The sequence below is a fragment of the Amycolatopsis oliviviridis genome, from assembly GCF_014654365.1.
Lineage (GTDB): Bacteria > Actinomycetota > Actinomycetes > Mycobacteriales > Pseudonocardiaceae > Amycolatopsis > Amycolatopsis oliviviridis.
This window is the reverse complement of sequence record NZ_BNAY01000006.1, coordinates 440,363-464,658: the sequence shown is the minus strand read 5'-3', so window position 1 is coordinate 464,658 and position 24,296 is coordinate 440,363. Positions and strand designations below refer to the sequence as shown.

General features: G+C 67.8%; 25 protein-coding genes and 3 tRNA genes. 24 read left to right on the top strand and 4 right to left on the bottom strand.

Annotated elements, in window-relative coordinates:
- Positions 1 to 63: 63 nt before the first annotated feature.
- The 6 genes from IE302_RS27485 (at position 64) to IE302_RS27460 (ending at position 4,103) form a co-directional block, all read left to right on the top strand.
- Positions 64 to 2,679 carry a putative bifunctional diguanylate cyclase/phosphodiesterase gene (locus IE302_RS27485; RefSeq protein WP_191257308.1) on the top strand — a complete coding sequence of 872 codons (2,616 nt, stop codon included), beginning with the start codon at positions 64 to 66 and terminating at the stop codon, positions 2,677 to 2,679.
- 79 nt (positions 2,680 to 2,758) lie between these two features.
- Positions 2,759 to 2,831 (top strand) — tRNA-Thr (locus IE302_RS27480).
- A gap of 50 nt (positions 2,832 to 2,881) precedes the next feature.
- A tRNA-Met gene (locus IE302_RS27475) sits at positions 2,882 to 2,954 on the top strand.
- Between the two features lie 45 nt (positions 2,955 to 2,999).
- The gene (gene rpmG / locus IE302_RS27470; protein ID WP_005152047.1) at positions 3,000 to 3,164 is read left to right on the top strand and encodes a 50S ribosomal protein L33; all 165 of its coding nucleotides are present in this window, start codon (positions 3,000 to 3,002) and stop codon (positions 3,162 to 3,164) included.
- An 88-nt stretch (positions 3,165 to 3,252) separates the two neighbouring features.
- A complete protein-coding gene (locus IE302_RS27465; RefSeq protein ID WP_191257307.1) occupies positions 3,253 to 3,702 on the top strand; it encodes a MaoC family dehydratase N-terminal domain-containing protein in 450 nt (149 codons plus the stop codon).
- Entirely contained in the window at positions 3,699 to 4,103 is a 405-nt protein-coding gene (locus IE302_RS27460) for a MaoC family dehydratase (protein WP_191257306.1), read from the top strand. The genes IE302_RS27465 and IE302_RS27460 overlap by 4 nt, the downstream gene beginning before the upstream one ends.
- A 406-nt stretch (positions 4,104 to 4,509) precedes the next feature.
- Here IE302_RS27460 and IE302_RS27455 read toward each other — a convergent pair whose 3' ends face one another.
- Positions 4,510 to 5,442, bottom strand: a complete 933-nt coding sequence (locus tag IE302_RS27455) for an SGNH/GDSL hydrolase family protein (RefSeq protein WP_191257409.1) — start codon at positions 5,440 to 5,442, stop codon at positions 4,510 to 4,512.
- Positions 5,443 to 5,560: 118 nt separating this feature from the next.
- Between IE302_RS27455 and IE302_RS27450 the strand changes: the two genes are divergently transcribed.
- Complete coding sequence (locus tag IE302_RS27450) at positions 5,561 to 5,776, top strand: hypothetical protein (protein ID WP_191257305.1); 216 nt, start codon at positions 5,561 to 5,563, stop codon at positions 5,774 to 5,776.
- A 37-nt stretch (positions 5,777 to 5,813) separates the two neighbouring features.
- Here IE302_RS27450 and IE302_RS27445 read toward each other — a convergent pair whose 3' ends face one another.
- Complete coding sequence (locus IE302_RS27445; RefSeq protein WP_191257304.1) at positions 5,814 to 6,710, bottom strand: TIGR03619 family F420-dependent LLM class oxidoreductase; 897 nt, start codon at positions 6,708 to 6,710, stop codon at positions 5,814 to 5,816.
- Positions 6,707 to 7,936: a pyridoxal phosphate-dependent aminotransferase gene (locus IE302_RS27440; protein WP_191257303.1), complete on the bottom strand. Its 1,230-nt coding sequence runs from the start codon at positions 7,934 to 7,936 to the stop codon at positions 6,707 to 6,709. Before IE302_RS27440 ends, IE302_RS27445 begins: the two co-directional genes overlap by 4 nt.
- A 206-nt stretch (positions 7,937 to 8,142) precedes the next feature.
- Between IE302_RS27440 and IE302_RS27435 the strand changes: the two genes are divergently transcribed.
- From IE302_RS27435 to IE302_RS27410, 6 genes are all read left to right on the top strand, one after another.
- A tRNA-Trp gene (locus IE302_RS27435) sits at positions 8,143 to 8,215 on the top strand.
- 27 nt (positions 8,216 to 8,242) lie between these two features.
- On the top strand, positions 8,243 to 8,695 hold the full coding sequence (gene secE / locus IE302_RS27430; RefSeq protein WP_037332751.1) for a preprotein translocase subunit SecE: 453 nt from the start codon (positions 8,243 to 8,245) through the stop codon (positions 8,693 to 8,695).
- A gap of 76 nt (positions 8,696 to 8,771) precedes the next feature.
- The gene (nusG, locus tag IE302_RS27425) at positions 8,772 to 9,626 is read left to right on the top strand and encodes a transcription termination/antitermination protein NusG (protein WP_191257302.1); all 855 of its coding nucleotides are present in this window, start codon (positions 8,772 to 8,774) and stop codon (positions 9,624 to 9,626) included.
- 78 nt (positions 9,627 to 9,704) lie between these two features.
- Positions 9,705 to 10,139, top strand: a complete 435-nt coding sequence (gene rplK, locus IE302_RS27420) for a 50S ribosomal protein L11 (protein ID WP_005152062.1) — start codon at positions 9,705 to 9,707, stop codon at positions 10,137 to 10,139.
- 81 nt (positions 10,140 to 10,220) lie between these two features.
- Positions 10,221 to 10,934: a 50S ribosomal protein L1 gene (gene rplA / locus IE302_RS27415; protein ID WP_191257301.1), complete on the top strand. Its 714-nt coding sequence runs from the start codon at positions 10,221 to 10,223 to the stop codon at positions 10,932 to 10,934.
- A 77-nt stretch (positions 10,935 to 11,011) separates the two neighbouring features.
- The gene (locus IE302_RS27410; protein ID WP_191257300.1) at positions 11,012 to 11,776 is read left to right on the top strand and encodes an alpha/beta fold hydrolase; all 765 of its coding nucleotides are present in this window, start codon (positions 11,012 to 11,014) and stop codon (positions 11,774 to 11,776) included.
- A gap of 99 nt (positions 11,777 to 11,875) precedes the next feature.
- Here IE302_RS27410 and IE302_RS27405 read toward each other — a convergent pair whose 3' ends face one another.
- Positions 11,876 to 12,721: a hypothetical protein gene (locus IE302_RS27405; RefSeq protein ID WP_191257299.1), complete on the bottom strand. Its 846-nt coding sequence runs from the start codon at positions 12,719 to 12,721 to the stop codon at positions 11,876 to 11,878.
- A 328-nt stretch (positions 12,722 to 13,049) separates the two neighbouring features.
- Between IE302_RS27405 and rplJ the strand changes: the two genes are divergently transcribed.
- The 11 genes from rplJ (at position 13,050) to IE302_RS27350 (ending at position 24,292) form a co-directional block, all read left to right on the top strand.
- Positions 13,050 to 13,601 carry a 50S ribosomal protein L10 gene (gene rplJ / locus IE302_RS27400; RefSeq protein ID WP_005152070.1) on the top strand — a complete coding sequence of 184 codons (552 nt, stop codon included), beginning with the start codon at positions 13,050 to 13,052 and terminating at the stop codon, positions 13,599 to 13,601.
- A gap of 48 nt (positions 13,602 to 13,649) precedes the next feature.
- Positions 13,650 to 14,036 (top strand): 50S ribosomal protein L7/L12, encoded by a 387-nt coding sequence (gene rplL, locus IE302_RS27395; RefSeq protein ID WP_191257298.1) that lies wholly within the window; start codon positions 13,650 to 13,652, stop codon positions 14,034 to 14,036.
- 462 nt (positions 14,037 to 14,498) lie between these two features.
- A complete protein-coding gene (locus IE302_RS27390; protein ID WP_191257297.1) occupies positions 14,499 to 15,671 on the top strand; it encodes an ABC transporter ATP-binding protein in 1,173 nt (390 codons plus the stop codon).
- A gap of 38 nt (positions 15,672 to 15,709) precedes the next feature.
- Positions 15,710 to 16,462: an MlaE family ABC transporter permease gene (locus IE302_RS27385; RefSeq protein ID WP_191257408.1), complete on the top strand. Its 753-nt coding sequence runs from the start codon at positions 15,710 to 15,712 to the stop codon at positions 16,460 to 16,462.
- Between the two features lie 3 nt (positions 16,463 to 16,465).
- On the top strand, positions 16,466 to 17,302 hold the full coding sequence (locus tag IE302_RS27380; protein ID WP_191257296.1) for an MlaE family ABC transporter permease: 837 nt from the start codon (positions 16,466 to 16,468) through the stop codon (positions 17,300 to 17,302).
- Positions 17,299 to 18,636 carry an MCE family protein gene (locus IE302_RS27375; protein WP_191257295.1) on the top strand — a complete coding sequence of 446 codons (1,338 nt, stop codon included), beginning with the start codon at positions 17,299 to 17,301 and terminating at the stop codon, positions 18,634 to 18,636. Before IE302_RS27380 ends, IE302_RS27375 begins: the two co-directional genes overlap by 4 nt.
- Positions 18,633 to 19,664, top strand: coding sequence for an MCE family protein (locus tag IE302_RS27370; protein ID WP_191257294.1), 1,032 nt, complete (start codon positions 18,633 to 18,635; stop codon positions 19,662 to 19,664). The genes IE302_RS27375 and IE302_RS27370 overlap by 4 nt, the downstream gene beginning before the upstream one ends.
- Positions 19,661 to 20,647: an MCE family protein gene (locus IE302_RS27365; protein ID WP_191257293.1), complete on the top strand. Its 987-nt coding sequence runs from the start codon at positions 19,661 to 19,663 to the stop codon at positions 20,645 to 20,647. The genes IE302_RS27370 and IE302_RS27365 overlap by 4 nt, the downstream gene beginning before the upstream one ends.
- Positions 20,644 to 21,822, top strand: a complete 1,179-nt coding sequence (locus IE302_RS27360) for an MCE family protein (RefSeq protein WP_191257292.1) — start codon at positions 20,644 to 20,646, stop codon at positions 21,820 to 21,822. Before IE302_RS27365 ends, IE302_RS27360 begins: the two co-directional genes overlap by 4 nt.
- Positions 21,822 to 23,027 (top strand): MCE family protein, encoded by a 1,206-nt coding sequence (locus tag IE302_RS27355; protein ID WP_191257291.1) that lies wholly within the window; start codon positions 21,822 to 21,824, stop codon positions 23,025 to 23,027. The genes IE302_RS27360 and IE302_RS27355 overlap by 1 nt, the downstream gene beginning before the upstream one ends.
- Positions 23,027 to 24,292: an MCE family protein gene (locus tag IE302_RS27350; RefSeq protein WP_191257290.1), complete on the top strand. Its 1,266-nt coding sequence runs from the start codon at positions 23,027 to 23,029 to the stop codon at positions 24,290 to 24,292. The genes IE302_RS27355 and IE302_RS27350 overlap by 1 nt, the downstream gene beginning before the upstream one ends.
- The last annotated feature ends 4 nt before the right edge of the window (positions 24,293 to 24,296 follow it).

Sequence of the window (24,296 nt, the reverse complement as noted above, 5' to 3'; positions counted from 1 at the left end):
TTGCCCTCGTCCCCGAGGTCGCGGTAGGACAGGACCGGTTGGGCAGCCGGGAAGGAAGGTCGGATGCCGGACACGAACGGCAGGCCCGGGAGCGCCGCACAGACGGCAGCGGGCAAGGGAGGCGCCGTTACGGAGGCTCGTACCGACGAGCGACGGTTCCGCGTCTACACCTTCGCGGTACTCACCATGGGCATCGCCGCCGCGGCCGCGGTCAGCCTGTGGCTGGACTTCGAGGCCTCGGACGATCTGCTGTGGATCGGGCCGATCCTCGCGCTCGCGTTCCTGCTCGCCGAACAGCTCGGGATCAACGTCGACGTCCGCAGCGGCATCTCCTGGACGATCTCGTTCACCGAGATCCCGCTGGTCATCGGATTCTTCGTCGCACCTTTCGAAGTCGTTCTCGCCGCGCATCTCGCGGCGGGCATAGGAACCCTGCTGGCCCGCAAGGTCGCGGGCCGCGTCCTCTACAACGCCGGCGCCTTCCTGCTGGAGATCACCGGCGCGTTCGCCGTGGCGGGACTGGTGAAACAGGCCTCCGGCGCCCACGACATGACCTGGATCGCCGCGCTGGCAGGCACTTTGACCGCGCCGCTGGTCAGCACGCTGCTCGCGCTCGCCGCCGTTCGCGTGCTGCGCCGCCGCATGCGGGTCAGCACCGCGATCCGGCTGACCGGCCGCATCCTCGTCGTCGGATTCGTCAACGCCTCGGTCGGTCTTTCCGGTTATTTGGTCATTTCCGGTACGCCGAAGGCCTGGCCGCTCGTGCTGGCCGTGTTCCTCGGGCTCACCGCGTTGTACTGGGCGTACTCCGATCTGTTGCGAGAACAGCGCGACATGGAAGCGCTGTCCGACGTCAGCCTGATGGTCGCGCGATCCGGTCAGCAGGCCGCCGCGCGTCCCGCCGGGCGCGCCGACGAACTCGTCGGCGGAGTGGACGTCCGCGAGTGGGCGACCATCGCCGAACGCATCAAGGACCAGCTCGCCGCCGGCCGCGTCGTGCTCCGCCTTCGGCTGGAGCCGAAGGACACCATGCGCATGGTCGTCGCGGGTGACGAACTCCCGCCCGTCGACCCGGCCGCCGACGACCCGCTGTTGCGCCTGCCCGGCGCGCACGTCCGGCATTTCCGGATCACCGAAGCCAATCCCGACGTCCGCTCCGCGTTGCTCGACCGCGGCGCGCAGGAGGCGCTGGTCGTCCCGCTGCGGAGTGCGAACCAGCTCCTCGGTGTCGTCGAAGCGCACGACAGGCTGTCCCGATGGCGTGGTTTCGGCAAGTACGACGTCCAGCTGCTCGGCACGATGGCCAGCCACCTCGCGACGTCGCTGGACAACCGGCGCCTGCTCGCGACCCTGCGCCACGACGCCTACCACGATCCGCTGACCGGCCTGCTCAACCGGCCGGGCTTCCGCCAGGTCGCCAAGGAACCGTTGCGGGAACAGGTCGACGCGGTCGTGCTGCGGGTCGACCTCGACGTCTTCTCCACCGTCAGCGACGCCCTCGGTTACGTGTGGGCCGACCGGATGGTCATCGCCGCCGGGCGGCGGATCCGGGACGCGCTCGGCCCCGACGTCCCGCTCGCCAGGCTCGAAGGCGCCTCCTTCGCGGCGCTCCTCGTCGGCTGCGCGCCGGAACGCGCCCAGGCCGCCGCGGAACTGCTGCGCGCGGAACTCGTCGCCCCGTACCCGGTGGACCGGCTCTCCGTCGAAGCGAACGCGATGATCGGCTACGTCACGTCGTCGGCGGAGGACGACGAGCAGGTCGACGTCGACGGGCTCCTGCAACGCGCCGACGTCGCCGTCCGCGCGACCAAGGGCGGCGAAGAGGTCCGCGGCTACATGGCCAGCATGGGCCAGATCTTCATGCGCCGGTTCCAGATGGTCACGCAGTTCCGGCAGTCGCTGGAAGAAGGCCAGCTGAGCGTCCACTACCAGCCGAAGATCACCTTGCCGAACCGGCAGATCCAGGGCGTCGAGGCGCTCGTGCGCTGGGTGCATCCGGAGTTCGGCAGGCTCGGCCCGGACGAGTTCGTCCCGGCCATCGAAGCGGCAGGCCTCATCGGCGTCCTGACGTCCTTCGTGCTCGAAGAGTCGTTGAAGCGCGTGCGGAAGTGGCTCGACGAAGGCCTGCGGATCTCCGCCGCGGTGAACCTGTCGGTGCGCAACCTCGCCGACGAGGACTTCCCGACGAAGGTCGCGCGCGAACTCGACCGCTTCGGCATCCCGCCCGAGCTGCTCACCTTCGAGCTGACCGAATCCGGTGTGATGTCCGACCCGCAGAAGGCGCTGCCGATCCTGCGGGAACTGCACTCGCTGGGCATCGTGCTCGCCGTCGACGACTTCGGCACCGGCTACTCGTCGCTGGCCTACCTGCGGCAGCTCCCGGTCGACCAGGTCAAGATCGACAAGAGCTTCGTCCTCGGCATGGGCACCGATCTCGGCGACCTCGCCGTCGTGCGCTCCATCGTCGAGCTGGGTCACTCGCTCGGCCTCACGGTCGTGGCGGAGGGTGTCGAGGAAGACGTCGCGCGGGATCAGCTCGAAGCGATGGGCTGTGACGTGGCGCAGGGCTACCTCATCTCGCGGCCGCTGCCCGAGGACCGCCTGGAGGCGTGGCTGCAGGCGCGCACCGCGCGTTCGCCGGGACGGCACTCCGAGACCGTCCTGACCCTGCTGACCTGAGGTTTTGCGGTAACCGGCCCCCCGGTTACGGCCCCTCAACCGGCCTGCTAATCTTTCCAAGTCCTCGCAAGAGGGCAAGGCCCCTTTAGCTCAGTCGGTAGAGCGTTTCCATGGTAAGGAAAAGGTCTACGGTTCGATTCCGTAAAGGGGCTCGCAACCTCAACCGCGTCACGCAAGCGTGTCGCGGTTAGGGTTATGTAAGGGCGGTGTAGCTCAGCTGGCAGAGCAAGCGGCTCATAATCGCTGTGTCGCCGGTTCAAGTCCGGCCACCGCTACGCGGTAATCCTGGGTTTCCCAGGCCTAGTAGAGAAGGAAATGCTGTGGCTGCCACTGACGTGCGACCGAAGATCACGCTCGCGTGTGAGGAGTGCAAGCACCGCAACTACATCACCAAGAAGAACCGGCGCAACAACCCGGATCGCCTGGAGATGAAGAAGTTCTGCCCGAACTGCGGTACGCACCGGACTCACAAAGAGACCCGCTGAGCGTCTAGCGGTTCTACCAGTCTTACTCGAAGCCGTCCTGGTCACCAGGGCGGCTTCGAGTATTTTCCGGGTTCGGTAGCCTGCTCGGGTGGCCTTGGACCAGTCGTTCACCGGGCGGGTGTACCCGCCGACCAGTACCTATGAAGTGAGTCGCGAGAAGATCCGGGAGTTCGCCGACGCTCTCGGCGACACGAACCCGCTCTACCGCGACACCGAAGCGGCGAAGGCGGCCGGCTACCCCGACGTCATCGCGCCGCCGACGTTCCTCACGATCATCAACCTCGCTTCGATCAACGCGATCGTCACCGACCCCGAGCTGGGGCTCGACTATTCGCGGATGGTCCACGGTGATCAGCGGTTCACCTACGCGCGGCCGGTGCACGCGGGCGACCTCCTGTCGCTCACCACGTACATCGACAACATCATGGCCCGCGCCGGGAACGACTTCATCAACCTGCGCGCCGAGATCTCCGGCGCCGACGGCGGCCTGATCGCCACCACGTACGCCCAGCTCGTGGTCCGAGGGGAGGGCGCGTGAGCACGTTCACCGCCGGGGAAGAACTGGCTCCGCTGACCGTCGAGGTCACCAGGGAGCAGTTGGTGCGCTACGCGGGCGCTTCGCTGGACTTCAACCCCATCCACTGGAACGAGGCCTTCGCCAAGGAGGTCGGCCTGCCGGACGTCATCGCGCACGGCATGCTGACCATGGCACTGGGGTCGCGGCTCGTCACCGACTGGCTCGGCGACCCCGGCCGTCTCGTCGACTACTTCGCGCGCTTCACGCGCCCCGTGGTCGTGCCGAACGACGGCGCCGCGACGATCGAGTTCACCGGGAAGGTCGCCGTGGTCAACGACGACGGCACCGCTCGGGTCGACATCACCGCCAAGTTCGAGGGCAAGGCGGTCCTCGGAAAGGCGCAAGCGGTCGTCCGCGCCTGACTCAAAGCGATAGCAAGGGACCTTTGCTAGCGTCGCTTAGCATGCCTAAGTAATCGACAGCAAAGGTCCCTTGCTCTCTTTTCGCAGGTCAGCGGGTCGCGAGTGAACTGCGGCGCCCTGCGAAGCTCCGCGAAGGGCGCTTCGCAGGCTTAAGAGGGGCCGCTTCGCGCGCGTAAGCCGCCTAACGTCGCTACGCGGGGTGACGCGGCAGGTGTTCTTGTGGGTGGTGGGGCTGGTGAGGTGTCGGTCGGAGTGGTCGTGAGTGGCAAGTGGGGTTAGAACGACACTTGCCACTCACGACCCCTTCGGCCCGGCGCGATCTGGGGGGTCGGCGGCGTTGTGAAAGCCACCTTCGCCACCTTCAACGTTGCGAAGGTGGCTTTCACAACGTCCGAAGCCGACGTTGCTACGCGACTTTCAGCAGCTTCTCGATGACCTCAGCCATCCCTTCCTCGCCCCGCGCGTTCGGGTGCAGCGGCGCGGCGGGCACCGAGGGCGCCGGCCCCTCCACCCACCGCCGGTTCGCCGCGCTGCACATGTCCCGCCCCTTGCTCGCGGTCGACATGTCGGCGAAGCCCGCCTGGTGCTCCTTGGCCGTCTCCTGAAGCGTGGTGTTCAGCTGCCTCAGCGAGTCGCGGAAGTACGCCACGTCCCCCTCGCCGACCGGCAGGATCGGCCAGCAGCCCGCGTTGTCGTCCGGAAGCACCGTCGGATACCCGACGACCACGATGCGCGCTTCGGGAGCCTTCGAGCGGATCCGGTCCAGGATCCCGCCGAGCCGGTCCGCCGCGGCGGCGATCCGCTCGGCGAGCTGGTCGCGCCCGCCCGCGGTCAGCTGGGTCTTGCAGGGCGAAGCGGTCTGCTGCTGCGTCGCGCACTGGGCCCCGAGACCGGCGAAGCCCACGTCGTTGCCACCGATCCCGATCGTCACCAGCGTCGTGTCACCGTCGACGGCGTCGAGCTGGGGAGCGTTCGTCCCGTCCCGGGTCTGCTGTTCGCCGATGAGGTGTTCGGTCGTGGCGCCGCCACAGCTGACGTCGGCGAACTCCGCCGGACGCAGCTTCGCGGCGAGCAGGCTCGGGTAGTTGTTGTCCGAGCGATCGCAGCCCACCGGCGTGCCCGCGGGCCGTCCGGTGCCCGGTGAAGCCGTGTAGGAATCGCCCAAGGCCACGTACCGGCCCGTGCCGTCCGAAGTGGTGACCCCCGCCGGTGTCACCGACGTCCCTCGCTCCCAAAGGTGGTAAGCGATCCCCAGGACGGACAGCACGATCACCAGGAAGAGGCAGCCGCCGCCAGTTCTCCGCTGCGTCACCCGTTCGTTGTACGCGACCCGGGTCACTCTTGTCATCGGTCCGACCGTCGGTGAACTGCGCGTGAACGGGTGATCACCGGTTGCCTGAGACGTGGATCACGTTCAGGGTGAGTCGCGTACCTGGCCCCGAGGAAAGGCGAAAGACGTGAGCCTGAACTTGAACAAGCTGGTCGACAAGGCCTGGGAGGACAAAGGCATCAACGAGCTGCTGGACGCTCCGCCGTCCGCGCTCGAGGGCCTGACCCCGAAGCACGACGAACTCCTCGCCGAACTCAAGATCAAGACCGTCCGGGACCTCGGCAACTGGAAGTACGCCGCGAAGGCCCACGCGCTCGTCCAGCTCGCCGACGGCGAATCCTGACCTCTGAAGGCCCTTCCCCGTCCCCGGGGAGGGGCCTTCAGTCGTTCGGGACCAGACCGCGCAGCTCAGCGGCGAGTTCGAGCGCGTGGGTGACGTCCCGCGCGAGGTAATGCGGGTCGACGAAGGCCTCGGTGACCCCGGTTTCGGCAGCCGCCTCCAGCTGCGCCGCGACGTCCTTGAGATCCGTGCCGGGCTTCGGGTTGATCCGCAGGACCCGCCGCAGCGCGCCGGGATCGCGGCCCGCCTTCTCGGCCGCGTTCGTCACGGTCGCCCACAGCTTCGCCAGATAGGGCGCGGGCACTCCGGCGGGCAGCCAGCCGTCCGCCCGGCGGCCGACGCGTTCCAGCGCCGTCGCCGATCGCCCGCCCAGCAGCACCGGCGGATGCGGGCTCTGCGCCGGCCGCAGCCCCACCTTCGCCGCCGGGATCCGCCAGCGTTCGCCCTCGTGCTCGACCGGGTCGCCGGTCCAGAACGTCCGGAGGACGTCGAGAAGTTCCTCCAGTTGCTCGCCGCGGCCCTTCCAGGGCGTGCCCGTCGCGGTGTACTCGTCGCGAAGCCAGCCGGTGCCCAGCCCGACGTCCAGACGGCCCCCGCTCACCTGATCCAGTGAAGTGAGCATCCGCGCGAGCACCACGGCGGGATACACCGTCCCGGTGAGCGTGCTGGTGCCGAGCCGGACCTTCTTCGTGACGCTCGCGGCCGCCGTCAGCAGGATCAGCGGATCACCGAAGGTGACGAATTCGGGCGGATACGGCCGTTCCGGGGTGCCGCCGGGGTAGAAGTCGGACGGCGCGACCGGGGCCAGCACCCGATCCCCGACCCACAAGGACGCGTACCCGAGTTCTTCGGCCGCCGCGGCGAAACCGGTGACGGCGTCCAGCGACGCGAGGGGACCGTACTGCGGAAGGGCGATCCCCAGGCGCATCACGGTCACCGTGCTTCCGCGAGCAGCCGGCCCATCCTGGTGATCCCTTCGGCGAGATCGTTTTCGTTCAGCGCGTAGGAAATCCGGAAGTACCCGGGAGTCCCGAAAGCTTCGCCGGGCACCACGGCGACTTCGGCCTCGCGCAGGATCAGATCGGCCAGCGCCACAGTGTCAGCCGGTCGCTCGCCACGGATCTCTTTACCCAGCAACGCTTTGACCGATGGGTAGACGTAGAAAGCGCCGAGTGGCACCGGAGTTTCCACTCCCGCGATCTCGGAAAGCAGGGAGAGCGCCGTTTTACGCCGGTTGTCGAACGCGTCGCGCATCGCGTGGACCGCGTCGAGCGGACCGCTCACCGCCGCCAGCGCGGCCCGCTGTGCGACGTTCGAGACGTTGCCGCACAAGTGCGATTGGTACGCCGTCGCCGCCTTGACGACGTCCTGCGGGCCGAGCAGCCAGCCCACCCGCCAGCCGGTCATCGAATACGTTTTCGCGACCCCGTTGAGGACGATCGTCCGGTCGGCGAGTTCCGGGACCAAGACCGGCATCGAAGGCGCTTCCGCGCCGTCGTAGACCAGGTGTTCGTAGATCTCGTCGGTGATGACCCAGAAGCCGTTCTCGTGCGCCCAGCGCCCGATCGCCTCGACCTGCTCGCGCGGGTACACCGCGCCCGTCGGGTTCGACGGCGAGACGAACAGCAGCACCTTCGTGCGCGGAGTCCTGGCGGCTTCGAGTTGCTCCACACTGACCAGGTAGCCGGTCGTCTCGTCCGCCGTGACCTGCACCGGGACACCGCCGGCGAGGACGATCGACTCCGGGTAGGTCGTCCAGTACGGCGCGGGCAGCAGCACCTCGTCGCCCGGGTCGAGCAGCGTCGCGAACGCCGAGTAGACCGCCTGCTTGCCGCCGTTGGTCACCAGGACGCGGCCCGGGTCGACCTCGAACCCGGAGTCGCGGACGGTCTTCGCCGCGATCGCCTCGCGCAGCTCCGGCAGCCCGCCCGCGGCGGTGTACCCGTGGTTGACCTTGTCCCGGACGGCCGCTTCGGCGGCTTCGAGCACGTTGGCCGGGGTGGGGAAGTCCGGCTGCCCGGCGCCGAAACCGATCACCGGACGGCCCTGGGCCTTGAGCTCCCGGGCCTTGGCGTCGACGGCCAGCGTGGCCGACGGCGTGATGCCGCCGATCCGGGCCGAGACGCGGGAGGCCGTCGAGGACGAGGGTGCGGGAGCGCTCATGACGACATCGTGGCACGATCATGGGGTCGGCCGTGGGGGAGTTTCCCCGCGGAAGGCTGCTCCGCGCCGCTTTGAGGGGCGCGGTTGCGAAGCTGTTCGGGGGTTGCCGTAGACTTCTGGTCTCGGAACGCACTACGTTGATCCCCGCCACGGCGGTGGGGACGATGGAATGCGTCCTCGGGAGCTCCAGAGCATCGGGGCTCCAAAGGGGTGTAGCTCAATTGGCAGAGCAGCGGTCTCCAAAACCGCAGGTTGCAGGTTCAAGTCCTGTCACCCCTGCGTAAGCGAACTGGTGAAGGCGGAGGAGTGGTCGTGAGCGACAGCGACGCCAGCGGTGAGAAGGCGCAGGACGACGCCGGGCAGAAGCCCGACGAGCAGTCCCGCCCGGTGACCGCCGCTGCCCGGCGTGAGCGCCGTGCGTCCGCGCGCCCGTCCGGTAAGGCCGACGCCAAGTCGGACGACAAGACCCGCCCCGCCGGCAAGGCGAAGGCCGGGGACAAGACCGAGAAGTCCAAGGACGCCAAGGGCACGGCGACCCCGAAGCGCGACCGCAAGCCGAAGCAGGCGTCGATCTTCGCCCGGCTGATGCGCTTCATCCGCGAGGTCTGGGCCGAGCTGCGCAAGGTCATCTGGCCGAACCGCAAGCAGATGGTCACCTACACCGCGGTGGTGCTGGTCTTCGTGGTGTTCATGGTGGCGCTGGTGAGCGGCCTCGACCTGGCCTTCAAAGAGGTCGTCGGTGCCGTCTTCGGCAGCTGAGGCAGCCGGTCGCGGTGCTTGAACGCACCGCACGGTGGCCTGCGCCACGGCAACCGATCAACTGAGAGGACGGAACGTGACCTCCGAGAACGGCACAGCAGCCGGTCATGAGCTGACCGAGCTTTCCGACGAGCAGGTGCACGCGGCACTCGGCGACGAGCAGTCCGAGCACCTGGACTCCGTCGAGGTGCCCGCCACAGGCGACGAGGTCGACGAAGCCGGAGATGTCGCGGAGGCCGCCGAGGCGTCCGACGAGACCGACGACAACGCAGCCGACGACACCGCCGCCGAGCCCGAGGCCGACGAGAACGTCGACCCGGTCGCGAAGCTGCGCGCGGAACTCAACGCCGCTCCCGGTGAGTGGTACGTCGTGCACTCGTACGCGGGTTACGAGAACAAGGTGAAGACCAACCTCGAGACCCGGACCCAGACGCTGGACGTCGAGGACTACATCTTCCAGATCGAGGTCCCGACCGAAGAGGTCACCGAGATCAAGAACGGCCAGCGCAAGCAGGTGCAGCGCAAGGTGCTGCCCGGCTACATCCTGGTCCGGATGGACCTGAACGACGCCTCGTGGAGCGCGGTGCGCAACACGCCGGGTGTCACCGGGTTCGTCGGCGCCACGTCGCGTCCGTCGCCGCTGACCGTGGACGAGGTGCTCAAGTTCCTCGCGCCCAAGGTCGAGACGGCCGCCCCTGCCAAGCCGGGCAAGGGCGAGGCCGCTTCCGCCGAGTCGCAGCTGGGCGCTCCCGCGGTCGAGGTCGACTTCGAGATCGGCGAGTCGGTCACCGTCATGGACGGCCCGTTCGCGACGCTGCCCGCGACGATCTCCGAGGTCAACGTGGACGGACAGAAGCTGAAGGTCCTGGTGTCGATCTTCGGCCGGGAGACCCCGGTCGAGCTGTCGTTCAACCAGGTCTCCAAGATCTGACGGCCGCCAGACGGCCGGCAGTCCCCGCGTACTGGCAGGTGTGCGGGGGACTCAAGTCAGTAAGAAGGATCAAACGAAATGCCACCCAAGAAGAAGAAGCTTGCGGCGATCATCAAGCTGCAGATCAAGGCGGGTGCGGCCAACCCCGCGCCGCCGGTCGGCCCCGCGCTGGGTCAGCACGGCGTCAACATCATGGAGTTCTGCAAGGCCTACAACGCCGCGACCGAGTCGCAGCGCGGGGACGTCGTCCCGGTCGAGATCTCCGTGTACGAAGACCGCACGTTCGACTTCAAGCTCAAGACGCCGCCGGCCGCGAAGCTGCTGCTGAAGGCCGCGGGCGTGGAGAAGGGTTCCGGCGAGCCGCACAAGACCAAGGTCGCCAAGGTCACTTGGGACCAGGTCCGCGACATCGCGAAGACCAAGGAATCCGACCTGAACGCGCACGACATCGACCAGGCCGCGAAGATCATCGCCGGCACCGCCCGCTCGATGGGCATCACGGTCGTCGACTGAGTTCCACCCAGCACCACCGTGGGAGAGCCAGTGCTGGCTCCAACACCACACTGATCCGTTGAAGAGTTAAGGACAGAAGCAATGCCCAAGCACAGCAAGGCCTACCGTCAGGCTCTTGAGCTGGTGGACCGCGAGCGGCTCTACGCCCCGCTCGAGGCCGCGAAGCTGGCCAAGGAGACCTCCTCCAAGAAGATGGACGCCACCGTCGAGGTCGCCATGCGCCTCGGTGTCGACCCTCGCAAGGCCGACCAGATGGTCCGCGGCACCGTGAACCTGCCGCACGGCACCGGTAAGACCGCCCGCGTCATTGTTTTCGCCGTTGGTGACAAGGCCGCCGAGGCCGAGGCCGCCGGCGCGGACGTGGTCGGTACGGACGAACTGATCGAGCGCATCCAGGGTGGCTGGCTCGAGTTCGACGCCGCGATCGCGACGCCGGACCAGATGGCCAAGGTCGGGCGCATCGCCCGCATCCTCGGCCCGCGTGGCCTGATGCCGAACCCGAAGACCGGCACCGTGACCCCCGCGGTCGCGAAGGCCGTGGCGGACATCAAGGGCGGTAAGATCAACTTCCGCGTGGACAAGCAGGCCAACCTGCACTTCGTCATCGGCAAGGCCTCGTTCGACACCGACAAGCTGGTGGAGAACTACGCGGCCGCGCTGGACGAGATCCTGCGCGCCAAGCCGTCGTCGGCGAAGGGTCGCTACCTGAAGAAGGTCACGATCTCCACGACGATGGGCCCGGGCGTCCCGGTCGACCCGGCCCGGACCCGCAACCTCCTCTCCGAGGACGCGTGAGTCTGAGTTAGACATCACTGAGAAAGGGGCGGTCCCGCTACGGCGGGGCCGCCCCTTTTTCGTGTTTGCTGGAGGGTATGCCTACCTTCGCGACGTTCGACGGGCTCCAGCTGAGCTACACCGTTTGGGAAGGTGAAGGGCGTCCGGTGCTGCTGCAGCACGGTTTCGCCGCGGACACGAACGCCAACTGGATCGCGCCCGGCGTCGTCGACACCCTCCAGGACGCGGGGCTGCCCGTGATCAGCCTGGACGCGCGCGGTCACGGACGGTCGGCGAAACCGCACGACGAGGCGAGCTACGGCGACGACGCGATGGTTCGCGATGTGTCGGCTCTGCTCGACTCTCTTGGCCTTGACGAGGTTTCGATGGTGGGCTACTCGATGGGTGCGATGATCGCGCTCGGCGCGGTGGCCGCCGACCCGCGCATCCGGTGCCTCGCGATCGGCGGGGTCGGCTCGGGGATCGTCGACTTCGGGGGCGTGGACACGCGGGTGGTCACGCCGGAGGCGATCAGCGAGGCGTTGCTCGCCGCGGACCCGTCGACTCTGCCGCCGTCTTCGGCGCCTTTCCGGGCGCTGGCCGACGCGTTGAGAGCCGACCGCGTCGCGCTGGCCGCCGTCGCGCGCGGGACGGCGAACCCGAAACTGGACCTGACCGCGATCGCCGTCCCGACCCTGGTCCTGGCCGGGGACGCTGACCCCCTGGCCGCCGAACCCGAACGCCTGGCCGCCGCCATCGCCGGCGCCCGCCTCGTCCGGGTCCCCGGCGATCACCTGGCCGCCGTCATGCACCCCGCCTTCGGCTCCACCCTGACCGGCTTCCTCGCCTCGCACGACCTCTGACCCAACCTGCGTTTAGCCCCCTAATCGCGACGCGGGCCGCACCTGCGTTTAGCCCCCTAATCGCGATCTGGTGGCAGGGAGTCCCAGGTCAGCGGCGGGTCAGTTGCCGGCGGGAGGGGCGGGGCAGGGCTCAGGCGAGTTCGCGTGGCCGGTGATCAGCCACTGGCCCATCTCGACTTCCTGCAGGGTGAAGCTGCCCAGCAGAGGGCCGCCGCGGATGCTGTACCAGCAGGAGTGGATCGTCAGGTTCTGCCGCGGGACCACGCTCGACATCGGGCGCACCGCGTAGATGTACGGCGTGATGTCGGTGACCTTGGCATTCAAGGCCGGGACGGCGGTCGCGCAATCCGGGTAGCCGAGGTCGCGGGCGAACTGGGCCTGAGCCTGTTCACTCATCGACAGGCAGACCTTCTCGACCCGGGTGGCAGGCGGGTACGGCTTGCCGATCGTGTCGTAGATGGCCCGCACGGCTTCCCAGGGATTGGTCGAAAGCACCTGGTTGGTGTGGTGCTTGCCGCCGCCGCCCTGGACGAAAGTCGCCGTGTCCTGCCCCGCGTCGCTCGGGAAGATCTGCCGATAGGCGATGGTGGCCCCGATGCAGATCAGCAAGATCACGATCACCCAAGCGAGGAGCTTCCCGCCGAGACGCCGCAGCCAGCGCGGCATGCGCGGCCGAGGAGCGTGCACGAGTTCGCCGGGCGGCGGACCCGGAGGCGCCGGCGGCTGCCCTCCGTAGTGCTGGGTCAGGGGCTGCGCGGGTTGGGACGGCACGAGGCCTTGATTCTGCGCCTCGGTGAACTTCAGATAGTCCTGGAACTGCTGAAACTGCTGAAATTGGCGCAGTTGCTCCTCGTCCAGCTGAGGCGCGGGCTGACCTCCCGCCTTGGGCTCGATGTCCGTGCCGGGCTCGTTGCCCGGCTTTCCGTCATCACGCTGCTCCGCCACGTCACCATGATGCCTCGCGAGACCTTCAGCGCACTCCGCCGGTCGCGTTTAGCCCGCTAAACGCGACCTGAAGGGGCCCCGCGCGAGCGGCGGGAGAGGGTCGCGTATTCTTGTCAAGGTTCTACCGAAGACCGCTGGTCTTCTCCTGGTCATCTGGCCCGGAGAACGAAGGCCCCGCTAGGGCGGGCGACCCGCGCAGGAGGAACGAGGCTCGCCCATGATGCATGTCGTCGTGTGCCCTGACGCCCCGCGCCTGTCTGCGCTGGGGCGTTTCGTCGTTTCAGGGCTCTCAAGGCCAGTGGACCACTAGCCAAGAGAGGAGGCGACCATGGCGAAGCCCGACAAGGAGGCGGCCGTCGCCGAGATCGCGGAGAGCTTCCGCAGCAGCTCGGCCACAGTCGTTACCCAGTACACCGGCCTCTCCGTGTCCCAGCTGTCCCAGCTGCGCCGCGCTCTCGGCACCAGTGCCAAGTACCGGGTCGCGAAGAACACCCTCGTCAAGCGTGCCGCCACGGACGCGGGCATCGAGGGCCTTGAAGACCTGTTCGTCGGCCCGACCGCGATCGCCTTCGTCGAAGGTGAAGCTGTTGACGCCGCGAAGGCGCTTCGCGACTTCGCGAAGGACAACAACGCGCTTGTGATCAAGGGCGGCTTCATGGACGGCAAGACGCTGTCCGTGGACGAGATCAACCAGATCGCCGATCTCGACAGCCGTGAGGTCCTGCTCGCCAAGGCGGCGGGCGCGTTCAAGGCGAAGCTGTCCCAGGCCGCCGCGCTGTTCCAGGCGCCGGCGTCCCAGGTCGCTCGCCTGGCTGCCGCGCTGGAGGAGAAGCAGCGCAACGCCGGTACCGAAGCAGCCGAAGCACCCGCCGAGAGCTGAACACCCCCCACCCCGAACTTTTAGTTCGTTTCAGAGAGGAAAGCCACCATGGCGAAGCTGAGCACCACCGAGCTGATCGACGCCTTCAAGGAGCTCACCCTTCTTGAGCTGTCCGAGTTCGTCAAGGAGTTCGAGACCACCTTCGACGTGACCGCGGCCGCCCCGGCTGCCGTCGTCGCCGCCGCCCCGGGTGCCGCCCCCGCCGCGGCCGCCGAGGAGCAGGACGAGTTCGACGTCGTTCTCGAGTCCGCCGGCGACAAGAAGATCCAGGTCATCAAGGTCGTCCGCGAGGTCGTCTCGGGTCTGGGCCTGAAGGAGGCCAAGGAGCTGGTCGAGGCCGCTCCCAAGGCCCTCCTGGAGAAGGTCGACAAGGAGGCCGCCGAGGCCGCCAAGGAGAAGCTCGAGGCCGCGGGCGCCAAGATCGCCATCAAGTGATCTCGGGCGCGTAGCGCCTACCGCAGCACCGCCGGAGGGGCGGGCATCCACTCTGGATGCCCGCCCCTTCGCTGTCTCCGGCCCCTGCCCGGACCTGCGTTTAGCCCCCTAATCGTGACGCGTAGCCATGCTAAGCACCTGGGCTCGGTCCGGGCACCGGACTTGCGTTTAGCCCCCTAATCGCGACGCGGTGCCGCGCCGACCTGGGGACCGGCGAGTTGTGGATCTGCGCGCGGGAGTGACGTGCACTACGGTGCTGCAAGCGGTGCACGGGCAGGCGGCGGGCTGCGCGAAAAGTTACCCGCGGGTCTGGCCAGAAAAGAAAACTGGTGAGTAACCTGTTCGCACTCAGCTCGTTGCACCTGGTTGACGCGGGTATCGCTGCGCGAACGCATGCGTCCTCCCGGGCCAGTGGCGCGGGACGGCAGTGCGCGACGACGCGGAACAGCTCCTGGAGGTGCGATGGGTGCCGAGGTGGTCATCGAAGGTCTTTCCAAGTCCTTCGGTAAGCAGGCCATCTGGCGGGACGTCACGCTGACCCTGCCCCCGGGCGAGGTCTCGGCGATGCTCGGACCGTCCGGAACCGGTAAGTCCGTCTTCTTGAAGTCGATGATCGGTCTGCTCAAGCCCGACAAGGGCCGCTGCATGATCAACGGCGTCGACATCGTGACGTGCTCCGAACACCAGCTCTACGAGGTGCGCAAGCTCTTCGGTGTCCTGTTCCAGGACGGCGCGCTGTTCGGCTCGATGAATCTCTACGACAACGTGGCCTTCCCGCTGCGGGAGCACACGAAGAAGTCGGAGACCGAGGTCCGCCGGATCGTCCTCGAAAAACTCGAGATGACCGGTCTCAACGGCGCCGACAAGAAGCTGCCCGGTGAGATCTCCGGCGGTATGCGCAAGCGCGCCGGCCTCGCCCGCGCCCTGGTGCTGGACCCGCAGATCATCCTGGTCGACGAGCCGGACTCCGGTCTCGACCCGGTGCGCACCACCTACATCTCCCAGCTCTTCCTGGACGTCAACGCGCAGATCGACGCGACGTTCCTGATCGTCACGCACAACATCAACCTCGCCCGCACCGTCCCGGACAACCTGGGCATGCTGTTCCGCAAGGAACTGGTCATGTTCGGCCCGCGCGAGGTGCTGCTGACCAGCGAAGAGCCGGTCGTCAAGCAGTTCCTCAACGGCAAGATGGACGGCCCGATCGGCATGAGCGAGGAGAAGGACTCGGCCCAGCTCGCCGCCGAACGCGCGATGTTCGAGGCCGGTCACCACTCGGGTGGTGTCGAGGACGTCAGCGGGGTGCCGCCGCAGATGCAGCCGACGCCCGGCGTGCCGACCCGGATGGGCGCGGTCCGCCGCAAGGACCGCGTCATGCAGATCCTGTCCGGGCTCCCGCCCGAGGCGCAGCAGAGCATCATCGAGTCGCTCTCCCCCGAGGAGCAGCAGCGCTACGGCGTCCGCCCGCAGCGGCTCGCCGCCGCGGGGCACCGTTCCGCGCCGCGGAACGACGGCCCGGTGCCGAACCAGCACCAGGGGCAGCTGCCCGACGACCAGGTCGCCCACATCCCGCATCCGGGGAGAGCGGGCAACCACCGCTTGCGGCCACAGGATCCGGGGTCAGGTGGCGCGTGAGCTCTCCCGCTTCATCGGCGAAGATCCCCGGGATCGGCATGTTGCGCGAGACCGGGAACCTGTTCGCCCTTGGCCTCGACATCGTTCGTGGCATCTTCCAGCGCCCGTTCCAGCTGCGGGAGTTCATCCAGCAGGCCTGGTTCATCGCGAGTGTCACGATCCTGCCGACGGCGCTCGTCGCGATCCCGTTCGGCGCGGTCATCTCGCTGCAGTTCGGATCGCTGGCCCGCCAGCTCGGCGCCCAGTCCTACACGGGCGCCGGGTCGGTGCTCGCCACCGTGCAGCAGGCCAGTCCGCTGGTCACGGCGCTGCTGGTCGCGGGCGCCGGCGGTAGCGCCGTCTGCGCCGACATCGGCGCGCGGACCATCCGTGAAGAGATCGACGCCATGGAGGTGCTCGGTGTCTCCGCGGTGCAGCGGCTGATCGTGCCGCGGGTGCTCGCGATGATGCTGGTGGCGCTCCTGCTGAACGGCATGGTCAGCGTCATCGGCGTGCTCGGCGGCTACTTCTTCAACGTCGTCCTCCAGGGCGGGACGCCGGGCGCGTACCTGGCGAGCTTCTCCGCGCTGGCTCAGCTGCCGGACCTCTGGGTCGGCGAGCTGAAGGCGCTGATCTTCGGCTTCATCGCCGCGGTCGTCGCCTCCTACCGGGGACTGAACCCGTCCGGCGGCCCGAAGGGCGTCGGCGACGCGGTGAACCAGTCGGTCGTCATCACGTTCCTCATGCTGTTCGTGGTGAACTTCGTGATCACGCTGATCTACCTGCAGGTCGTGCCCGGAAAGCTGGACTGACGCATGACCTTCCTCCAGGGCGCCAAACGAGCCGCCAACCGTCCATTGCAGACTCTGGACAACCTCGGTGACCAGATGTCGTTCTACGGCCGCGCGTTGCTGTGGACGCCGCGGACGTTGCGCCGCTACACCAAAGAGGTCCTGCGGCTGCTCGCCGAAGTGAGCTTCGGTTCCGGCTCGCTCGCCGTCATCGGCGGCACGGTCGGCGTGATGGTCGGCCTGACGCTGTTCACCGGTGTCCTCGTCGGCCTGCAGGGCTACTCGGCGCTGAACTCGATCGGCACCTCGGCCTTCACCGGCTTCCTGACCGCGTTCTTCAACACCCGCGAGATCGCCCCGCTGGTCGCGGGCCTCGCGCTTTCGGCGACGGTCGGCGCCGGGTTCACCGCCCAGCTGGGCGCGATGCGGATCTCGGAGGAGATCGACGCGCTCGAGGTCATGGGCGTGCCGAGCCTGCCGTACCTGGTGACGACGCGGATCATCGCCGGTTTCGTCGCGGTCATCCCGCTGTACGTCATCGGCCTGCTGAGTTCGTATCTCGCGTCCCGGTTGGTCGTTATCTACATCTACAACCAGTCAGCGGGTACCTACGACCATTACTTCGACCTGTTCCTACCACCACAGGATGTGTTGTATTCGTTCATCAAGGTGCTGTTGTTCAGCGTCTTGATCATCCTGTCCCATTGCTATTTCGGATACCGGGCCTCCGGTGGCCCCGCCGGTGTCGGCGTGGCGGTCGGCAAGGCGGTGCGGCTGAGCATCGTCACGGTGTCCATCATGAACTTCTTCATCGGTTTCGCGATCTGGGGAACCGACGTCACGGTGAGGATCGCAGGATGATCGCGACAGTCCGGCGCAGGTTGCTCGGCCTGCTCTTGGTCGCCGTGCTGGTCGGCGGGGTGGCGTTGAGCATCGCGCTGTACCAAAAGGCGTTCACGCCCGTCGTGAGCGTGAAGCTCCAGTCGGGCAACATCGGCAACCAGTTGCTGAAGCAGTCCGACGTGAAGGTCCGCGGCCTCATCGTCGGCTCGGTGAAGGACATCGCCGCGACCCCGGACGGCGCCGAACTCACCCTCGCGCTGAATCCGGAGTCGGCGAAACTGATCCCGCAGAACGTTTCCGCGCGTTTCCTGCCGAAGACGTTGTTCGGCGAGCGCTTCGTTTCCCTCGAAATCCCGGACGATCCTTCGACGAAGACGATCGCCGAGGGTGACGTGATCACCCAGGACCGCACGTCCGGCGCCGTCGAGCTGGAACAGGCCTTCGCCCATCTGATGCCGGTGCTTCAGGCCGTCCAGCCGCAGAAGCTGTCGAGCACGCTTTCGGCGATCTCCACCGCCCTCAACGGCCGCGGTGACCAGCTCGGCGACACCCTCGCGCAGCTCGGCACCTACGTCGGGGACCTGAACCCGCACGAGCCCCAGCTCCAGCAGAACCTCAAGGAGCTCGCGGAGTTCTCGGACAACCTCAACGCCGTCGCCCCCGATCTGGTGCAGACCTTGGACAACCTGAGCACGACCACGCGCACCGTGGTCGATCAGAAGATGAACCTGCAGAACCTCTACGGCAGCGTCACCCAGGCCTCGGTCGATCTGCAGACCTTCCTGCAGAACAACGCCGACAACCTGATCCGGCTCGCCGACACCGCCCGCCCGACCGCGGAGCTCCTGGCGAAGTACGCGCCGGAGTACCCGTGCGTGATCGGGCAGATGGCGGCCAACCTGCCGAAGATCGACAAGGCCCTCGGCAAGGGCACCGACCGGCCCGGCCTGCACGCGACCATCGAGATCACCGTCAACCGCGGGCCGTACCTGCCGGGCAAGGACGAGCCGAGGTTCGAGGACAAACGCGGTCCGCGATGTTATGACCTGAAGCAGTTCCCGGACCCGTTCCCGCAGTACCCGCCGGACGGTCCGATCAAGGACGGCAGCACGGTCAAACCGCCGGCGCGGTCGGCCAACGACGGCCTTTCGCCCTCCAACGGCTTCGCGAACATCGGCGGCTACAACGGCGGGGGAGCGCCCGGCGGCAGCCCGTCCTACAGCGCGTCCGAATCTGACTTCCTCGCGCAGCTGGTCGCCCCGCAGGTCGGCATGTCCGCCTCGGACGTGCCCGGCTGGGGTTCGCTGCTGGTCGGTCCGCTCTACCGTGGGGCGGAGGTGCACGTCCAGTGAGGGGACTTCTCGCTCCGCTGATCAAACTCAGCGCCTTCATCGTGGTCACCGTGCTGTTCACGACGATCCTCGGGATCAGCATCGCCAACGTGAACACCACCAGCACCAACGCCTACAAGGCGCGGTTCAGTGACGCGACCCTGCTGCTGCCGAACGACGACGTCCGCATCGCGGGGGTCCGGGTCGGGCAGGTCAAGGACGTCCGCATCGTCGACCGGCGCCAGGCCGAGGTCGAGTTCGAAGTGGACGCCGGCCGCAAGCTGCCCGCCGGGGTCACCGCGCAGATCAAGTTCCGGAACCTGGTCGGCCAGCGCTATGTCTCGCTCGGGCAGGGCACGGATTCCTCGGGGAAGAACCTGGAGCCCGGCGGCAACATCCCGCTGGAGCGGACCACGCCCGCGCTCGACCTGACGCAGCTGTTCAACGGGTTCAAGCCGCTGTTCACCGCGCTCAACCCCGACGACATCAACAAGCTGTCCTACGAGGTCATCCAGGTTCTGCAGGGCGAGGGCGGCACCGTCGAAAGCCTGCTGAAGCACACCGCCTCGCTGGCCACCACGATCTCCGACAAGGACCAGGTGATCGGTGAGGTCATCGACAACCTGAACTCGGTGCTCGACACGGTCAACGCGCACACGCCGCAGCTGAACGACCTGATCGTCAGGTTGCAGCAGCTGGTCTCCGGGCTGGCCGCGGACCGCGAGCCGATCGGCGACGCCATCGACTCGCTCGGCACCCTCGCGCAGACCACGTCCGGCCTGCTCGGCGAGGCCCGCGAGCCGCTCAAGCAGGACATCGCCGCGCTCGGCACGCTGACGAAGAACCTCAACGACAGCCAGCCGATCGTCGAGCACTTCATCCAGTTCCTGCCGCAGAAGGTGACCGCGCTGACCCGCACCGCCGACTACGGCTCCTGGTTCAACTTCTTCGCCTGTGAGCTGAAGGGGGCCGTCGCCCTGCCTCCGCTGATCAACGCGCCGATCGACCTGCCGCTGCTGCCGGTGAACCGGGCGAGGTGCACGGCATGAAGTCGTTCCAGAAACGCAATCCGGTCCCGATCGCGCTGGTCGGCATCTCGGTGCTGCTGCTCGGTTTCCTCGCCGCGCTCAACTCCGAGGACCTGCCGGTGATCGGCGGCGGCACGACCTACACCGCGGACTTCAGCGAGGCCTCCGGGCTGCAGCAGGACAACGACGTCCGGGTCGCCGGGGTGAAGGTCGGCAAGGTCTCCGACATCAAGCTCGACGGCGACAAGGTCCGGATCTCCTTCAAGGTCAAGGACGCCTGGCTGGGCGACAAGACCAGCGCGGCGATCAAGATCAAGACCGTGCTCGGCCAGAAGTACCTGGCGCTCGACCCGCAGGGGCAGCGCACGCTCGACCCGAGCGCGACCATCCCGCGTGAGCGCACCGCGTCGCCGTTCGACGTCCTCGACGCCTTCCGCGGGCTTTCGCAGACCGTCGACGACATCGACACGACGCGGCTGGCGAAGAGCTTCGACGTCATCTCGGAGACCTTCGCCGACACCCCGGCCGACGTGAAGGGCGCGCTGACCGGCCTTTCCCGCCTCTCGGACACGATCGCCTCGCGGGATTCGCAGCTGGCGAACCTGCTCGCGAACACGCGGCAGGTCTCGCAGACGCTCGTCGACCGCGACGCCGAGTTCCAGAAGCTCCTGGCCGACGGCAACAAACTGCTCGGCGAGGTGTCCCGCCGCAAGGAGGCGATCACCGCGCTGCTGGACGGCTCGCGCACCCTCGCCACTCAGCTCAAGGGCCTGGTCGACGACAACGACGCGCAGCTCGACCCGGTACTCACCCAGCTCGACCAGCTGACCTCGATGCTGCAGCGCAACCAAGACGCCCTGGGCCAGGGCATCGCGCGGTTCGCGCCGTTCATCCGGGTGTTCACGAACACCATCGGCAACGGCCGCTGGTTCGACAACTACATCTGCGGACTGGTCCTGCCGTCGTTCGGGCCGATCAACGACAAGGGGTGCTACGAGAAATGAGTACCCGTCTCGGTTCCAACCTCGCCCGCGGCTTCACCATCGCGATCGTGCTCGCGCTGGTCGTCGCCGGCGCGCTGTGGTGGACGCTCAAGGACGCCGGCCGCAACCACGTGACCGCGTACTTCGCCGGCGCGGTCGGCCTCTACGAGGGCAACAGCGTCCGCATGCTCGGCGTCGACATGGGCACGGTCACCAAGATCCAGCCGATGGGCAACCAGGTCCGCGTCGAACTCGAATACGACCGTTCGGTGGCGGTGCCCGCCGACGCGAAGGCGATCATCGTGTCGCCGTCGCTGGTCAGCGACCGTTACGTGCAGCTGGCCCCGGCCTACAAGGGCGGCGCGCGGATCGCCGACGGCGCCGTCATCGGCCTCGATCGCACCGAGGTGCCGCTGGAGGTCGACGAACTCGCCGCCAGCCTCTCCCGGGTCAGCAGGTCGCTCGGGCCCAACGGCGCCAACAAGAACGGTTCGCTGTCGAACCTGCTCGACACCGCCGCGAAGAACTTCGACGGCAACGGGCAGGCGCTGCACGACACGATCACGAAGCTCGGCCAGGCCGCGGGCACGTTGTCCGGCAACAAGGACGACCTGTTCAAGACGGTCGAGAACCTCGGGTCGTTCTCCCAGACCCTGGTCAACAGCGACTCCCAGGTCCGCGACTTCGAGCGGCAGCTCGCCGACGTCAGCGGATTCCTCGCGGGGGAGAAGGACAATCTCGCCGCGACGGTGAAGCAGCTGTCCGACACGCTCACCGCGGTGCAGGCGTTCGTCGAGAAGAACCGCGACCGGCTCAAGTCCAATGTGGACAAGCTGGCCAGTGTGACCAAGGTGCTCGTGGACCAGCGCGGCGCGCTCGCCGAGATCCTCGACGTCGCCCCGGTCGGCCTCGGGAACCTGGTCAACACCTACAACGCCTCGTCGGGCACGCTCGACGCGCGGGCCAACCTCAACGAGCTCACGCAGCCGCCGCTGGTGATGGTGTGCAACCTGCTCAAGCAGACCCCGGACGCGCTCGACGCGCTGGGCGACGCGTGCAAGGGGATCGCCGGACTGGTCGACAAGCTGGTGCCGTTGCCGTCGATCGCGCAGGTGATCCAGTCGTCGCAGGCGGGCCAGTTGCCGCCGCTGCCGCTGCCGATCGCCGGTCAGCTCTACGGAACGGCGGGGAAGTGATGAAGAAGTCACTCGCTCTCATCGCGTCCGGAACGGTCGCCGCGCTGACGTTGGGCGGCTGCGGGTTCAGCGGCATCTACGACGTCCCGCTGCCCGGTGGCGCCGAACTCGGCGACCACCCGTACACGGTCAAGGTGCAGTTCCGGGATGTGCTCGACCTGACTCCGCAGGCCGGGGTGAAGGTCAACGAGGTCTCCATCGGCCGCGTCGAAGCGATCGGGCTGACCCAGGACGGCTGGAACGCCGAAGTCACCCTCCGGGTCAACGGCGACGTGAAGCTGCCGGCGAACGCTTTGGCCAACGTCAAGCAGTCGAGCCTCCTCGGCGAGAAGTACGTCGAGCTGGCCGCGCCCGCCGACGGACAGGGCAAGCTCGCCGACAACGCGGTGATCCCGCTGGCCCGCACGAACCGCAGCGTCGAGGTCGAGGAACTGCTCGGCGCGCTTTCGCTGCTGCTCAACGGCGGCGGGGTCGAGCAGCTCAACACCATCACCAAGGAACTCAACAACGCCACCAACGGCCGCTCGCCGGAGCTGAAGGCGCTGCTGAACAACACCAACGAGCTGGTCTCGAACCTCGACAAGCAGTCCGCGAACATCACGCGCGCGCTCGACGGGCTGAACCGGCTCTCGCTCACGCTGAACGGCCAGAAGGACAAGCTGGTCGGCGCGGTCGACAACCTCGGCCCCGGTCTCGGCGTGCTGGAGCAGCAGCGCGGTCAGCTGGTGACCATGCTCAAGGCGCTCAACAACCTCTCCGGTGTCGCCGTCGACACGGTGAACAAGAGCAAGGAAGACCTCGTCGCCGACCTCAAGGCGCTGCAGCCGACGCTGCAGAAGCTCGGCGAGGCGGGCGCGGATCTGCCGAAGGCGCTGGAGATCCTGTTGACCTTCCCGTTCAGCGACGCCGCGTACGACGGCGTCAAGGGCGACTACTTCAACCTGTTCGCGAAGGTCGACCTGAACTTGAACGAGATCCTGAAGAACCTCGGCCGCAGCCGTGAGAACCCGCTGAAGGACATCGTCCCGGTGCCGGGTCTCACCGGCGGGACCGAGGGACCGGGTGTGAACCCGCCGCTGCCGATCCCCGACAGCGTCGGCGGAACCCAGGCGGGTGGCCAGGCGAGCGCGCCGCAGGGCGGCGGACAGCCGCGACAGACCGGACCCGCCGGGATCTTCGGCGTGCTGGCGGGAGGTGCCGGCTGATGCTGATCCGCAGGACGAAGATCCAGCTGGTCGCGTTCGCGATCATCTCCGTGGTCGCCATCGTGTACGCGCTGATCCGGTTCGCCGGGCTCGGCCAGGTCTTCGGCGACGAGGGCTACACGGTGAAGCTCCAGCTCAAGCAGTCGGGCGGCATCTTCCAGAACGCCGAGGTCACCTACCGCGGCTTCAACATCGGCCGCGTCGGCGAGCTGCGCCTGACCAAGACCGGACTGGAAGCCGACCTCAACATCGCGCCGGACGCCCCGCAGGTGCCCGCCGATCTGGACGCCGTGGTCGCGAACCGGTCGGCGGTCGGCGAGCAGTTCGTCGACCTGCGGCCCAAGAGCGAGAACGGGCCGTTCCTGAACGCGAGCTCGGTCATCCCGGCCGACAAGGTCAAGACGCCGGTGCCCACCGAGCAACTCATCGGCGACCTCGACAGCCTCGCGGCGTCGGTGCCGACGGACTCGCTGCGCAAGGTCGTCGACGAGTCCTACAACGCCTTCAACGGCACCGGACCGGATCTGCAGCGGCTGCTCGACACCGCGCGGAGCTTCACCGCGACCGCGCAGGAGTACCTGCCGCAGACCGTCCAGCTGCTGGAAAAGGGCGGGCAGGTCCTCGACACGCAGAACGACATGGCGAGCTCGATGAAGTCCTTCAGCGCCGATCTCAACAAGCTGTCCGGCACGCTGAAGAACTCCGACGCCGACATCCGGAAGCTGATCGGGATCACCCCGCAGGTGGCGAACCAGATCAGCTCGGTGCTCGCCGAATCCGGCCCGGGGCTGGGCGCGCTGACGGCGAACCTGCTCACGACGTCGAATCTGCTGGTGACCCGGCTCGACGGGCTGGAGCAGGGCCTGGTGACCTACCCGATGCTGGCCGCGGGCGCGAACAGCGTCGCCAACGACGGCACCGCGCACCTCGGTCTCGCGCTCAACCTGTTCAACCCGCCTTCGTGCACCAAGGGCTACATCGGCCTCGACAAGTACCGCGAAGGCACCGACACGGCGCCTCGCCCGCCGAAGGACGACGCGTACTGCGCCGAGCCGAAGGGCAGCCCGATCAACGTGCGCGGTTCGCAGAACGTGCCGTACAACGGGGTCCCGCAGATCCCGTCGGAAGGCGACGTCGCGGCGAACGCCGGCCGTTCCGCCGACGAACTGGCCGCCCTGCGCGCGGCACAGGGCATGCCGAGCGTCCTGCAGAGCCCGGGGGTCAGCCTGGCCAGCCTGGGTGCGCTGCTGGGCCTGCCCGGCTGAGCCC